Annotated in this window: 14 protein-coding genes; all 14 read left to right on the forward strand. The window is 29.0% G+C overall.

All coding sequences use genetic code 11. The annotated features are described in order from the left end of the window. Positions 1–22: 22 nt before the first annotated feature. Positions 23–1,111 (forward strand): 3-dehydroquinate synthase, encoded by a 1,089-nt coding sequence (aroB, locus tag GN161_RS02065; RefSeq protein ID WP_159715082.1) that lies wholly within the window; start codon positions 23–25, stop codon positions 1,109–1,111. 446 nt (positions 1,112–1,557) lie between these two features. Next, the gene (gene rpe / locus GN161_RS02070; protein WP_159715084.1) at positions 1,558–2,223 is read left to right on the forward strand and encodes a ribulose-phosphate 3-epimerase; all 666 of its coding nucleotides are present in this window, start codon (positions 1,558–1,560) and stop codon (positions 2,221–2,223) included. A 283-nt stretch (positions 2,224–2,506) separates the two neighbouring features. Then, a complete protein-coding gene (trpS, locus tag GN161_RS02075; RefSeq protein ID WP_159715086.1) occupies positions 2,507–3,508 on the forward strand; it encodes a tryptophan--tRNA ligase in 1,002 nt (333 codons plus the stop codon). A gap of 436 nt (positions 3,509–3,944) precedes the next feature. Next, positions 3,945–4,526, forward strand: coding sequence for an anthranilate synthase component II (locus GN161_RS02080; protein WP_159715088.1), 582 nt, complete (start codon positions 3,945–3,947; stop codon positions 4,524–4,526). Between the two features lie 1,976 nt (positions 4,527–6,502). Continuing rightward, positions 6,503–6,874, forward strand: a complete 372-nt coding sequence (gene rpsL, locus GN161_RS02085) for a 30S ribosomal protein S12 (RefSeq protein ID WP_159715090.1) — start codon at positions 6,503–6,505, stop codon at positions 6,872–6,874. A 150-nt stretch (positions 6,875–7,024) separates the two neighbouring features. Further along, on the forward strand, positions 7,025–7,495 hold the full coding sequence (rpsG, locus tag GN161_RS02090) for a 30S ribosomal protein S7 (protein ID WP_159715092.1): 471 nt from the start codon (positions 7,025–7,027) through the stop codon (positions 7,493–7,495). Positions 7,496–7,666: 171 nt separating this feature from the next. After that, complete coding sequence (gene fusA, locus GN161_RS02095; RefSeq protein ID WP_159715094.1) at positions 7,667–9,787, forward strand: elongation factor G; 2,121 nt, start codon at positions 7,667–7,669, stop codon at positions 9,785–9,787. 54 nt (positions 9,788–9,841) lie between these two features. Further along, complete coding sequence (gene tuf / locus GN161_RS02100) at positions 9,842–11,026, forward strand: elongation factor Tu (RefSeq protein ID WP_159715096.1); 1,185 nt, start codon at positions 9,842–9,844, stop codon at positions 11,024–11,026. A gap of 67 nt (positions 11,027–11,093) precedes the next feature. Next, positions 11,094–11,471, forward strand: a complete 378-nt coding sequence (gene secE / locus GN161_RS02105) for a preprotein translocase subunit SecE (RefSeq protein WP_159715098.1) — start codon at positions 11,094–11,096, stop codon at positions 11,469–11,471. Between the two features lies 1 nt (position 11,472). Next, entirely contained in the window at positions 11,473–12,018 is a 546-nt protein-coding gene (gene nusG / locus GN161_RS02110) for a transcription termination/antitermination protein NusG (RefSeq protein WP_159715100.1), read from the forward strand. Between the two features lie 148 nt (positions 12,019–12,166). Beyond that, entirely contained in the window at positions 12,167–12,595 is a 429-nt protein-coding gene (gene rplK / locus GN161_RS02115; RefSeq protein ID WP_181950846.1) for a 50S ribosomal protein L11, read from the forward strand. 10 nt (positions 12,596–12,605) lie between these two features. Next, positions 12,606–13,310, forward strand: coding sequence for a 50S ribosomal protein L1 (rplA, locus tag GN161_RS02120; protein WP_236840129.1), 705 nt, complete (start codon positions 12,606–12,608; stop codon positions 13,308–13,310). A 422-nt stretch (positions 13,311–13,732) separates the two neighbouring features. Beyond that, positions 13,733–14,224: a 50S ribosomal protein L10 gene (gene rplJ, locus GN161_RS02125; RefSeq protein WP_159715106.1), complete on the forward strand. Its 492-nt coding sequence runs from the start codon at positions 13,733–13,735 to the stop codon at positions 14,222–14,224. 94 nt (positions 14,225–14,318) lie between these two features. Further along, positions 14,319–14,690 carry a 50S ribosomal protein L7/L12 gene (rplL, locus tag GN161_RS02130; RefSeq protein WP_159715108.1) on the forward strand — a complete coding sequence of 124 codons (372 nt, stop codon included), beginning with the start codon at positions 14,319–14,321 and terminating at the stop codon, positions 14,688–14,690. Positions 14,691–14,906 lie beyond the last annotated feature (216 nt).

Here is a 14,906-nt window from a genome sequence, read left to right on the forward strand (position 1 = left end):
TTAAAGTTTTCACAATTTTATTATGGAAAAAATTATTGTAAAATTACAGCAAAGAAGCTATCCAGTCATTATTTCAGAAAAATTGTTTGATGATGATTCATATTTTTGGCCTTTAAGCGTTGGTGATAAAGTAGTCTTTATCACCAACGATCGAGTAGCACCGATTTATTTAAATATATTATCTAACATACTAGATAATTTAGGTATGATTACTGATCAATTAATTTTACCAGATGGGGAAAAAAATAAATCTTTAATTACATTAAACACAATATTTAATAAATTGTTGCAGCAAAATTATGATCGCAGTACTGTACTTATTGCTCTTGGTGGGGGGGTCATTGGAGATATAACTGGATTTGCAGCTGCTATATATAAACGAGGGATACGCTTTATTCAAATTCCAACGACTTTGCTTGCACAAGTAGATGCGTCTATTGGTGGAAAAACTGGTATCAACCATATACTTGGTAAAAATATGATTGGAGCTTTTCATCAACCTATTGCGGTGATGATAAATTTAGATGTTTTGCATACGTTAACTATGAAAGAATTTTCTTCTGGATTAGCTGAAATAATTAAGTATGCTGTTTCTCTTGATTCCGATTTTTTTAGTTGGTTAGAATTTCATTTGGATGACTTATTGAATTTAAACTCGTCATCTTTAACATATTGTATTCGTCGTTGTTGTGAATTAAAAGCATCTGTAGTTTCAATTGATGAGTATGATCAAAAAGGCATTAGAAGTTCGTTGAATCTTGGACATACTTATGGTCATGCTATTGAATCATATTTAGGTTATACACGATGGTCTCATGGTGAAGCTGTAGCTGCGGGTATTATGCTGGCGGCAACCACTGCGTTGCGTTTGAATCAATTTAGTCATAATGATGTTAAACGTATAAAGTTATTATTAATGCGTGCTAATTTACCGATTCGAGGTCCAAAAGAAATGACACCAGGAAGTTATTTAGACTATATGATCCGTGATAAAAAGACAATATTAGGGCAAATTAATTTAGTTTTACCCGTTGCTATAGGACACGTAAAAACTTTTTTTAATGTAAATCATGAATTAATATTTTCTTCTATTGAAGATACTAATAATTAAATATTATATATTTGATAATTAACAAATTATTAAATTTTTAATGTGATGTGATGTTTGTGCGAATAAAAATGTATGAAGAATATTGTTGTTACAGGGAACTACTATTTTTAGTATTACTAAATACAGAGTGATATTTATTATATTTTTATTATTACTATTTTGAATTTTATATAGCATAACATACGATATTTAGTGGATACTAAATAAATCTGAAAATCATATATTAATTAATCTAAGGTTACAAATTATATAAAAATATAAATTTCTGTTGAAAAATATCTATCTTTATATATTCATATAATAAATCTTTTTGGGTAAAAATAGTAATATGATTGTCTCTTGAATTATATTATTATTTGATTTTAGTGCAATTAAAATTGATGAATACAAATTTTTTGAATTAATTGATATTTTAATAGTATTAACAGTTTTTATATGGAAATGATATGAAGCGTTTATTAATAGCTCCATCTATTTTGTCAGCTAATTTTGCTAAATTAGGAGAAGATGTTACTAATATTATATCTGCTGGGGCAGATTTATTGCATTTTGATGTTATGGATAATCATTATGTTCCTAATTTAAGCATGGGATCCATGGTATTACAGTCGTTACGTAGTTATGGTATTAGTATTCCTATTGACGTTCATTTGATGGCTAAGCCGATAGATCAATTAATATCAGATTTTGCTGCTGTTGGGGCAACTTATATTAGTTTTCATCCGGAAGCAACAGAACATATTGATAGATCATTGCAATTGATTAAAGAACACGGGTGTAAAGCAGGATTAGTTTTCAACCCTAGTACTACTCTTAATTATCTGGAATATGTGATACATAATATTGATGTGATTGTATTGATGTCGGTGAATCCTGGATTTAGTGGACAGTTATTTATTCCTGTAATTTTAAATAAGATACGTCAAGCACGTAAATTAATAGATGATACGAATCGTAATATTGATTTAGCGGTAGATGGAGGAATTAATGTGAACAACATACGGTCAATTCTGAAAGCTGGTGCAAATATATTTATTGTAGGATCAGCCATCTTTGAGTCTTCAAATTATTGCGAAGTTATGCATGTTTTTCGTTCTATTTTGTCAGATTGATAATACAAAGATATTTGATATTTTTTAAATAAAAAATTAAAAGAAATGTTTTATTTATTGTTACATAGTTATTTTGTTTGATTCAGATATTATTTAATGTAATAAAAAATTGCTTCATATATACATGTGAAGTGATATATTTTATATTCTATAAAATATTTTTTGTTGTAAGTCATGTCACTTGACATTGTCATATTTACATTGATATGTAATTGTCATTACATTACATGTAGCATAATAATGGTTTATTTGTTTTATCTTAAAAATTATGGAATATATTTATATGAATAAACCAATTGTATTTAGTGGAGTTCAACCGTCAGGTGCACTTACTATTGGTAATTACATTGGAGCGATACGTCATTGGGTAAAAATGCAATATGATTATCAATGTATGTATTGCATAGTGGATTTGCATTCAGTTACAAATCGTAGCAATTTACATCAATTACATAAAACATCGTTAGATACAGTAGCATTATATTTGGCATGTGGTATTGACCCAAATAATACTACTATATTTATTCAGTCCCATGTCCCAGAACACAGTCAATTACAATGGTTATTAAATTGTTACACGTATTTTGGAGAGTTGAATCGCATGACCCAATTTAAAGAAAAACTAGTACAACACAAGGAGAATGTTAACATTGGATTATTTAATTATCCAGTATTGATGGCATCAGATATTTTGTTATATCAAACGAATTTAGTTCCAGTAGGTTCTGATCAAAAGCAACATTTGGAATTAACACGTAATATTGCCAAACGCTTTAATTATACATATGGTACAATTTTTGTTGTGCCAGAAGTATCGATACCTGTATGTGGTTCTCGTATCATGTCCTTGCTAGAGCCAAATAAAAAAATGTCTAAATCAGATTATAATTCTGACAATTTTATTGCTCTTTTAGATGATATTAAAGTAGTATCAAAAAAGATTAAACATGCTATTACTGATACTGATCAACCTCCAATAATTAAGTATGATCCTATTAATAAACCTGGTATTTCTAATTTATTAGATATTTTTTCTGGAATAAATGAACAACCTATTTCATATTTAGAGGAAATTTTTAAAGAAAAAACATATTCTCAATTAAAAAATGAACTTGTGCAATCAATGTCATCGGTTTTGATAAAACTGCAGGATCGTTATTATGCTGAACGCTCTAATGAAGATAGATTACGTTATATATTACATATAGGGGCAAAAAAAGCACAAAAACAAGCTAGCATTACTTTAAGAAAAGTGCATCAAGCGATAGGACTTCTTAGTGATTAATAATTGAGTTTAATATTATGATATTAATTATAACCGTATGTATGTAGATGTATAAATAATAAAAATAAAATATTTTTTAAATCTATCATTGAACGTTATACTACTATAGATACTATTATAGTATATTGCCTATACATTATATATATTGTAGAGTATAGGAAAATTGATCATTTATAGTAATTTAGATATTTAAATATAATAAAAACTCATACTATAAATAACTATAATTATATTTAATTATAACATTGTACTTATATAAAAAGAGTTACGCATTTGAAGTTTTCATGGTCTTGTTACTTAACAAATATATGTATAAATATGTTTATAATCATCGTATTAAATTTTTTGCTAACGCTTGATGAAAAATTATTTTAAAAAACTATTTTTTAGTGTACTTACATAATCAGTTAATAATTGCGTTTGATCATCAATCATAATGAACAAAATTCTTATTATCGATAACTATGATTCTTTCACTTGGAATCTTTATCAATACTTTCGAGAAATGGGTGGTATGGTGGAAGTTAGAAGACACGATGCTGTTAATATCACAGATATTGAACGATTGTCTCCTGAGCGTTTAGTAATTTCTCCTGGACCTGGGACCCCAGATAATGCAGGTATTTCTTTAGATGCAATTTGTTATTTTCATAGTAGGATACCTATTCTTGGAGTATGTCTTGGGCATCAAGCTATAGCTCAATTTTTTGGAGCTAAATTAAAATGTGCGAGAGACATAATGCATGGTAAAACTTCTTTAATACACCATAATGCAAGTGGAATATTTAATAAATTAACACAACCTTTAAATGTAGTTAGATATCATTCTTTAGTGATTGATGGAAGCACTATTCCAGCATGTTTAGAAATAACTGCATGGAGTGCATGCAGTGATGAGTATAGTGAAATCATGGGGATTCGTCATTGTAAGTTAGCTATAGAAGGCGTGCAATTTCATCCAGAAAGTATATTAAGCGAACAAGGATACCAAATGTTAGCTAATTTCATGAATTATTAATTTTTAAAATTTAATAAATTTGTTGGGGTAAAATATAAATATTATGTAGATATAGTAATATAAGTTTAATATATATATATATTTTTAATATATAAAAATTATAGTTCCTATAACAATAAGGTTGTTGGTAAGTACTGTGACATATTTTTGATAGTTATATGTTGTTGTATTAATATTTAAATATTATCTTGGATGAGATTTCATAATAAGATCAATGGTAACCTAAATCTTAATTTTTAATATTATTTATTTTAAAAAATATATGATAAAAAAATATTTTTCAATGCAATTATATATATGTATTTTTTAATTGATTTTTTTAGTGTTTCTAATAAAATCATTGATTAAATAATATTAAAATTTTTATTTGTTTTTTTTGTTTATGTAATAGTAAATATGAAATGTATGAAAAATAATAGCATTTTTTATTGTTTATATCTCGTATGATAATTATATGTATGTATTGTATTTTTATAACATGATTTACACATAAATTTATATATTAGTTTTTTTATAAGAGAAGATACATGATATATTAAATAGTATGTTTTATTTAGGATAAATAATAGTAATTATAACTCAATTCAAAACGTATGATGCTCTATATGTTATATGTGAAACAACATATACACAATATTTTAAGCAGTTGTATGTGTTATTTATAATTATTTTTTACCAAAAAATATAATATTTTTAAATTATTTATGTTATACATAAATACTAATATATTATATATATAATATATTCGAATATTTTCAAACTAATTCTTATACATGTATTTATTTATTAAAATTTAATTTATTATGTAGTTTACATGAATTAAATTAGTTATAGAGATCATGTTAGAATTTAATTTTGAAACAGTTTAAGAATTGGATATTGATAAATTATGTCGATTTTTCATTAATAGTATAGTCATATATATAACATCTCATTTATGTCCTTTTATAAAAAAATTATTATGTAAGTTTAATGATGATTTATATAATATTTTACAATAAAATAATTAATTAAAAGTAAAAATTTTTTAATTTTCAGTTAACATAGAAATATGGAAGTGAATAATTTTTTAATATATATTTTATGAGATTTCATTTTTTAATTCTAGATTGTTGCAATCGCAATGATTTATGTAATATATAGATATTGTCTATTGTGTCAAAATCATCAATATTATAGTGAATGTTCTTAGATGTTTTGTCTATTATTGTGTGAACTTTAAAACTTTTTATAGATCTAATATATTAAATAGTTAGTTTAATTATAAAAAATTATATAGATTATATATGCTTAAACAGCAATAATTTACAATATACTATAATTACGTAAAATAGAAACTGTTGTTATGGAAGGGTAAAAATTATGAAATCTTTGTTTGTGAAATTTATTTTATTCATTTTTATTGTTTCTCTTGCTCTTACTGGTATTATTTGTTAATTTAAAAAGGTGTCAAAACCATTGAAAAATTTAGATATGATTTTTTTTTCAATTAGAAAACTGTATGTGTTTCATATATTAACTATAAATTTTAACTATTTATAGGATTGAAATATCACTCTTCTTATAGAGAAGTATAATTTTTTAAAATATGTTATTTCTATTTTAGTTATCTTAAACAATACAATATAATATTATAACAAAGGAATGTTATATTCTGTTATATTATGTAATAAAATAATTTTATTATACGGTGACTGATGTTACTCTTTTTTATATGTAATAATGAAAATTGTTTAATGTTAATTTATTAGAATGTATTTTAAAAAAAAATTATATGTTTTGGTTATGTATTATATTTAGAAGATGCTACATTTTATATCAAATTTAGTAGATAATAGTGCTGTGTCTGCAATTATTATCGAACATATAATTAGTAATAATATAATAGCGGTCTTTATTTGAGTTAAGAGGTACTATTTAAATAGTGTGATATTAGATATGGTTTATTTCATACAAAAAGATTGGAGATTGTATCAATGACAACAATCAATCAACTTGTTCGTAATGCACGTCTTACAAAAATTGTCAAAAGTAATGTGCCAGCGTTGGAGTCTTGTCCACAAAAAAGAGGAGTGTGTGTACGTGTATATACTACTACTCCAAAGAAACCGAATTCTGCGTTGAGAAAGGTGTGTCGTGTTCGTTTGACTAATGGATTAGAAGTTACTTCTTATATCGGAGGGGAAGGTCATAACTTACAGGAGCATGCTTCAATTTTAATCAGAGGGGGTCGTGTTAAAGACTTACCAGGTGTTAGATACCATGTTGTGCGTGGAGCCCTTGATTGTGCAGGAGTTAATTCTCGCAAGCAAAGTCGTTCCAAATATGGAACAAAAAAATTAAAATAATAATATGCTAAGAAATAAAAAGTATGATGTTTTTATTTTTGATTTAATTATATTTTTAAATATAAAGCGGGGTACTACTAGTTTTAGATATAGTAATTTTAATGCTTATTTTTAAATAAAGAATTAATTGGTAAAAGAGGGTTATAATTCATGCCACGTCGTCGCATAGTTATGAAGCGTAATGTTTTTCCAGATCCAAAATTTGGCTCTAATCTTTTGGCGAAATTTATCAATATTTTGATGTTAAACGGAAAAAAATCTGTAGCAGAAACTATAGTATACTCTGCTTTGGATATGCTATTAAAACAATCTAATAAAGATTGTTTGGAAACATTCGAGATAGCTTTAAATAATGTACGTCCAGTTGTAGAAGTAAAATCTAGACGTGTTGGTGGTTCTACTTATCAAGTACCAGTAGAAGTGCGTCTTGCTCGTAGAAATACTCTCGCTATGCGGTGGATAATTGAAGCTGCTCGGAAAAGAAATGATAAATCTATGGAATTACGTTTAGCCAATGAGTTTTTAGATGCGATAGAAGGTAAAGGATATGCTGTTAAAAAACGTGAAGAAATACACCGTATTGCAGAGTCTAATAAAGCTTTTGCTCATTATCGTTGGTAACACGGTTTTATTTGGGATGGTGGATAGTATTCAATTTTTTAAAATTTTTAATGATTGCTGAATTATTAAGTAATTGTGCATTTAAATATATTTGAATGTTGTTAAAAGAGTATTATGGAAACATAATAGATATCTTTTATTTAAATTATAATAATATTATTGAGGATATTAATGGCTCGTGTAACACCGATCGTACGGTATCGTAACATTGGAATCAGTGCGCATATTGACGCTGGAAAAACTACTACTACCGAACGTATTTTATTTTATACAGGTGTGAATCATAAAATTGGAGAAGTACATACTGGTTCTGCAACTATGGATTGGATGGAACAAGAGCAGGAACGGGGAATAACAATTACTTCTGCAGCTACTACTTGTTTTTGGTCAGGCATGGCCAATCAATTTGAACCACATCGCATTAATATTATAGATACTCCTGGACACGTGGATTTTACTATTGAAGTAGAACGGTCTATGCGTATTCTTGACGGTGTAGTAATGATTTATTGTGCTGTAGGAGGCGTACAACCTCAATCTGAAACAGTATGGCGGCAAGCAAATAAATATAAGGTACCACGTATTGCATTTATAAATAAAATGGATCGAATAGGTGCAGATTATCTACGAGTTGTAAAACAATTAAAAACTAGGTTATTTGCTAATCCTGTTCCTATCCAATTAGCTGTAGGTTCAGAAGATAAATTTACTGGAATTGTCGACTTGATTAAGATGAAAGAAATTCGTTGGAACGAAACAGATCAAGGTGTTACTTTTTCTTACAGTGAAATACCTGATAATTTAATAGAACTATCAAATATATGGCGTAAACACTTAATAGAGTCTGCTGTTGAAGAGTCTGAGGAGTTAATGGATAAATATTTGTCTAATAGTAATGCACTAACAGAACAAGAGATTAAACAAGCGTTGCGTCAGAGAGTATTAAGTAATGAAATTGTGTTAGTGACGTGTGGATCCGCTTTTAAAAACAAAGGGGTGCAGGCGATGTTGGATGCGGTTGTAGAGTATTTACCATCGCCAAGTGATGTAACATCTATTACGGGTGTATTAAAGGATGGATCTATTCAGGTTAAACGTCACGCTAAAGATAATGAACCATTTTCAGCTTTAGCATTTAAAATAGCTGCTGATCCATTTGTGGGAAATTTAACTTTTTTTAGAGTATACTCAGGTGTTGTAAACTCTGGAGATAGTGTTTTGAATCCTGTAAAAGAAAAACGTGAACGATTTGGTCGGATAGTACAAATGCATGCAAATAAACGGGAAGAAATTAAAGCTGTTTATGCAGGCGATATTGCTGCAGCTATCGGTTTAAAAGATGTTGATACTGGAGATACTTTATGTGATCCATCCTCTCCGATTATTCTCGAACGTATGGAATTTCCAGAACCAGTTATTTCTGTGATGGTTGAAGCTAAAACTAAATCAGATCAAGAGAAAATGGGTGTAGCTTTAAATCGTTTAGCACAAGAGGATCCATCATTTCGTGTATGGATTGATAAAGATTCCGGACAAACGATTATTGCCGGGATGGGTGAATTACATTTAGAAATTCTTGTAGAACGTATGAGAAGGGAATTTAATGTTGAAGCGAATGTAGGAAAACCTCAGGTTGCTTATCGTGAAACTATCCGTACTAGTGTAAAGCAAGAGGGTAAATATATTCGTCAATCAGGAGGTAGGGGACAATTCGGGCATGTTTGGTTACGTATTGAACCGATGTATCCTCATGAAGAGGGTTATAAATTTTTAAATGAAATTGTAGGAGGAGTTGTACCTAAGGAGTATATACCTGCTGTGGATAAAGGTATACAGGAACAAATAAGTAACGGTATTCTCGCTGGGTATCCGATTGTAGATATTTGTGTGGCTATTTTTGATGGTTCTTATCACGAAGTTGATTCTTCAGAAATAGCGTTTAAAATAGCAGGATCCATAGCATTTAAAGAAGGGTTCATGAAGGCTCATCCTGTGTTGTTAGAACCTATTATGAATGTAGAAATTGAAACACCTGAGGATTATATGGGGGATGTTATTGCAGATTTAAATCGTCGCCGCGGGACAATTAGTGATTTAGAAGATTCTACTATTGGTGGAAAGATAGTTTTTGCTCAGGTTCCTTTATCTGAAATGTTTGGTTATGCTACTGGCTTGCGTTCAAAAACTCAAGGACGTGCTTCTTATTCTATGGAATTTTTAAAATATAATGAAGTACCCAACAATATAGCGCAAATTATTATAAATTCTCGTAAATCAAGTAATAACAAATAATATTTAGGTTAAAATATTTTTAAAAAATGGTAAAAAGACCTAAGGAGTTTAGAGGTGTCCAAAGAAAAATTTAAACGTGTCAAGCCACATATTAATGTAGGAACCATTGGTCATGTAGATCACGGGAAAACTACTTTAACTGCTGCTATAACTACTGTTTTATCTAAATATTATGGTGGTTCTGCTCGGGCTTTCGATCAAATTGATAATGCTCCAGAGGAAAAAGCACGAGGAATTACTATAAATACTTCTCATGTTGAATATGATACTTTACATCGACATTATGCTCATGTTGATTGTCCTGGGCATGCTGATTATGTAAAAAACATGATAACTGGAGCTGCGCAAATGGATGGTGCAATTTTGGTAGTCGCTGCTACTGATGGACCTATGCCGCAAACTCGTGAGCATATTTTATTAGCTAGACAAGTAGGAGTACCCCATATCATTGTGTTTATGAATAAGTGTGATATGGTGAATGACGAAGAGTTATTAGAATTGGTTGAAATGGAAATGAGAGAATTATTATCTCAATATGACTTTTCAGGAGAAAATACACCAATTATTCGTGGATCTGCTTTAAAAGCATTGGAAAATGATGAAGTATGGTCTAATAAAATTTTAGAATTATCAGATGTGTTAGATAATTATATTCCAGAGCCTAAACGTGCAGTGGATCAACCGTTTTTATTACCTATTGAAGATGTGTTTTCCATTTCTGGGCGTGGTACTGTTGTGACAGGCCGTATTGAACGTGGTGTTATCAAAATAGGAGAAGAAATAGAAATTGTCGGTATAAAAGATACAATAAAAACCACATGTACTGGAGTAGAAATGTTTAGAAAATTATTGGACGAAGGACGTGCTGGAGAAAATGTTGGTGTTTTATTACGTGGTACTAAACGAGATGAGGTAGAACGCGGCCAGGTATTGTCTAAACCTGGATATATCAAACCGTATTCTCATTTTGAGTCAGAAGTGTATATTTTAAATAAAGATGAAGGAGGAAGGCATACACCGTTTTTTAAGGGTTATCGCCCTCAATTTTATTTCCGTACTACAGATGTTACTGGTACTATTGAATTACCGGAAGGGGTGGAGATGGTAATGCCTGGCGATAATATTAGAATGGTTGTGAACTTAATTGCTCCGATAGCTATGAATGATGGGTTGCGTTTTGCTATTAGAGAAGGTGGTCGCACTATAGGGGCTGGCATTGTGTCCAAAATTATATCCTGATTGTATAAATGTTTATAAGTATAATTATATAAAAAATACATTTATAAAGATGTACTAGTGTGTTTATATGCAAATAAAAAATGAAAATAAAAAAAATATATATATATTAGAGATAGTTAAATGGATTAGTATTATAGGATTACTTGTAATTTCTATTGTTGGAAATTATTTATATCGTGATGTTAATGTTTTAGTTCGGAGTATAGTGGTTTTTATTATTATTGCTGTTGCTATGTATATTGTGTTAATTACTAAAATAGGAAAAATAATAGTTATATTTGGAAATGAATCACGTACTGAGTTGAAAAAAGTGGTGTGGCCTACTTATAGGGATGGATTAAATACTACTCTAATTGTGATAGGAGCCACTACAATTATGTCATTGTTATTATGGGGATTAGATACTATTTTAGTTCATGTTGTATCATTTGGGTTAAGGTTATAATATGGCTGATACTGTTAAGAAACGTTGGTATGTTATTCAGGCATTTTCTGGATTTGAGAATCGTGTGGCTCATTCTTTACGTGAACATATTAAATTACGTAATATGGGCACAATGTTTGGTGATATTATGGTGCCAACGGAAGAAGTAGTTGAAATGAGAGCTGGTCAACGTAGAAAAAGTGAACGTAAATTTTTTCCTGGTTATGTGTTAGTCCAAATGATAATGAATGATTCTAGTTGGCATTTAGTAAAAAGTATTCCGCGTGTTATGGGATTTGTTGGAGGAACGTGTGATAAACCTGCTCCTATCGGAGACAAGGAAGTTGATGCTATCGTTTATAGATTACAGCAAATAGGAGATAAACCTCGTCCTAAAACATTGTTTGAACCTGGTGAACTTATTAGAGTCAGTGATGGGCCTTTTTCTGATTTTAATGCTGTAGTAGAAGAAGTAGATTATGAAAAAAATCGGTTAAAAGTATCAGTGTCTATTTTTGGTCGAGCTACTCCTGTAGAGTTGGATTTTTCTCAAGTTGAAAAATCTTAGTTGTATATTTTTTGAGAAAATTATGTATTTATGTATTTAAGCATATACGATTAAAAGTTAATTATTTTTGTGGTTGTAATTATTATGTAAAGTATCAAAATAAAATCTGAAATGTTATTGATTATTATTTGTTAGGATAATGAATATGGTGACAAAAAAGGTAAAAGCGTGTATTAAACTGCAAATTTCTGCTGGAGCTGCTAATCCTAGCCCTCCTGTTGGACCTGCTTTAGGTCAACAAGGTGTGAATATCATGGAATTTTGTAAAGCATTTAATACTAATACCGCGACACTTGAAACAGGGCTGCCAATACCAGTTGTTATTACTGTGTATAATGATCGTTCTTTTTCCTTTGTTACTAAAACTCCTCCTGCTTCAATATTGTTAAAGAAAGCTGCAAATATTTCATCTGGATCTGGAAAACCAAATATAATAAACATTGGTAAAATATCGCGTGATCAAATTTATGAGATCGCAAAAATTAAAGCTATTGATATGACAGGTGCTAATATAGAATCGGTATCACGTTCTATTATAGGTACAGCTCGTTCTATAGGCCTCGAAGTGGAAGATTAATTGAGATATGATTAAGAAGTTAAGTAAAAGAATGCGTATGATAAAAAATTATGCAGATATATCTGTGCAATACAATGTGTTGGATGGATTAGAATTGTTAAAAAAAATGAAAAGAGTTAAGTTTGTTGAAAGTGTTGATATAGCTATCAATTTAGGAATTGATGCGCGTAAATCTGATCAACACGTACGTAGTAACGTGATTTTGCCACATGGTATTGGACGTGATATTTACGTTGCTGTTTTTACTCAAGGTTCTAATATAGTATTAGCTAAAAATGCGGGAGCTGATTTAGTTGGTTTAGAAGATTTATATGATCAAATAAAAAAGGAAAAATATCGTTTAGATGTGGTTATTGCATCTCCTGACGTCATGCATGTAGTAAGTAAATTAGGTCCTATTTTGGGGCCGAAAGGTTTAATGCCTAATATTAAAATGGGTACTATATCTCATGATATAGCAGAATCGGTTAAAAATTTTAAATTAGGAAAAATACGTTATAAAAATGATAAAAATGGTATTATTCATGCTACTATTGGAAAAATTGATTTTGATACTATACAACTCAAGGAAAATTTGGAAGCTTTAATAGTATCTTTAAGACAAGCTAAACCAGTTTTATATAAAGGAACGTATATCAAAAAAGTAACTATTTCTACTACTATGAGTAGATCGATAACTATTGATCAAAGTAGTTTATGTGTTACAATCAACTAATTTTAATTGATTTAATTGGCATGTTCTTTATATAATTTGTGATTAGTTTAATATGGATTAAACTGGGGTGTTTATTATTTTATTTTTGGTATGTTAATATAAATTTTGTAATTTTTAATGACAATAATATACTATAATCTATGGTAAATTTTAAAAAAAATTTAATCACATTGTTATGTAAAAACAATAGGGTTGATTTATATAGTAGATATATATAGTTGGAATTTAACGCGTTTAATTATCATGTGTTTGTTATGTAGTTTAAGTAGTAGATAGCAGTAAACATTAATAAAGAAGTATCTTTTATAATATAATATGAAAAATTGAAATTAAACATATTTATACAATTATTGTATGCTTTAGGCGTGTTATAGTTGTCGTGTTGCATATATATAAATTTAAATTACAAATCGGTGTTATTAATGGCATTAAGCCTTCAAAAAAAAGAAAAAATTGTCTTTAAAATGCGAGAAATAGCTCAAAAAGCTGTATCTACTGTGGTAGCATCTTTAGATGGTGTTGCTGTTAATGATATCACCAAATTAAGAAAGGCAGCACGCGATCTTGGTGTGTGTGTGTACGTTGTTAGAAATACATTAATGCGGAGAGTAATTGAACATACACCTTTGGCGTGTTTAGAAAAGTTTTTGACAGGACAAAACATTATTGCATTTTCTGTACATCAACCTCGTGATTCTGCGTGTGTTTTTGTGAATTTTTCTAAAAGTAATGAATGTTTTAAAATAAAAGGTGCAGTTTTTGAAGATAGATTAATTCCCGCATCAAAAATAAATTTCTTATCTAATTTACTTAATCGTAAGGAAGCGATTTTTAGATTAATGACGGTTATGAAAATAAGTAGTATAGGAAATTTAATACGAATTTTATACATATTTTCTAATCAAAAACATTAAATGATAATTTATTAAAAATATTATGGATGTTTTTTAATAAATAGTGCTTTGATTATGTGATATTTTTTAATATTTTATATTTTTGGAGATTTTTATGTCTCTTACAAAAGAACAAATTTTAGATGCTATTTCCAATATGTCTGTTATGGAAATAGTACGGTTAACTTCTATGATGGAAGAAAAATTTGGAGTTCCCGCTATTTCATCTACTACTGTTGAGCCTGATACATCAGAGGCAATTATAAAAGAAGAGCAAACCGAATTTAATGTTTTTTTAACTGCTATTGGTAATAATAAAATTCCTGTGATTAAAACTGTGCGCAGTATTACTGGTTTAGGGTTAAAAGAAGCAAAAGAATTAGTGGAATCTGCTCCTGTTATTTTAAAAGAATCAATAAGTAAAGATGACGCTGAAATTCTAAAAAAAACTTTGGAAACAGTAGGTGCCTCTGTCGAAATTAAATGAAGATAAATTAATAATATAATTTCTTATTGGTTTATTGGTTTATTGGTTTATTGATTATGGGGTTTTCATACCATTTTATGTATAGAATGCGATGTTTAGTGCACAGTGAATGAATTATGGCATTGCAATATTTTAGTATATTAAAAATAAAAGTATGTGAACGCTTTATGTATCTGAATTTAAGTTAATAGATAGTAAACTATACAACTATGCTAC

It is taken from the genome of Blochmannia endosymbiont of Camponotus nipponensis (assembly GCF_009827135.1).
Lineage (GTDB): Bacteria > Pseudomonadota > Gammaproteobacteria > Enterobacterales > Enterobacteriaceae > Blochmanniella.

Bases quoted from the DNA above. Each gene is read 5' to 3' on its own strand.
- aroB (WP_159715082.1), top strand. From the start codon at position 23: ATGGAAAAAATTATTGTAAAATTACAGCAAAGAAGCTATCCAGTCATT.
- rpe (WP_159715084.1), top strand. From the start codon at position 1,558: ATGAAGCGTTTATTAATAGCTCCATCTATTTTGTCAGCTAATTTTGCT.
- trpS (WP_159715086.1), top strand. From the start codon at position 2,507: ATGAATAAACCAATTGTATTTAGTGGAGTTCAACCGTCAGGTGCACTT.
- GN161_RS02080 (WP_159715088.1), top strand. From the start codon at position 3,945: ATGAACAAAATTCTTATTATCGATAACTATGATTCTTTCACTTGGAAT.
- rpsL (WP_159715090.1), top strand. From the start codon at position 6,503: ATGACAACAATCAATCAACTTGTTCGTAATGCACGTCTTACAAAAATT.
- rpsG (WP_159715092.1), top strand. From the start codon at position 7,025: ATGCCACGTCGTCGCATAGTTATGAAGCGTAATGTTTTTCCAGATCCA.
- fusA (WP_159715094.1), top strand. From the start codon at position 7,667: ATGGCTCGTGTAACACCGATCGTACGGTATCGTAACATTGGAATCAGT.
- secE (WP_159715098.1), top strand. From the start codon at position 11,094: ATGCAAATAAAAAATGAAAATAAAAAAAATATATATATATTAGAGATA.
- nusG (WP_159715100.1), top strand. From the start codon at position 11,473: ATGGCTGATACTGTTAAGAAACGTTGGTATGTTATTCAGGCATTTTCT.
- rplJ (WP_159715106.1), top strand. From the start codon at position 13,733: ATGGCATTAAGCCTTCAAAAAAAAGAAAAAATTGTCTTTAAAATGCGA.
- rplL (WP_159715108.1), top strand. From the start codon at position 14,319: ATGTCTCTTACAAAAGAACAAATTTTAGATGCTATTTCCAATATGTCT.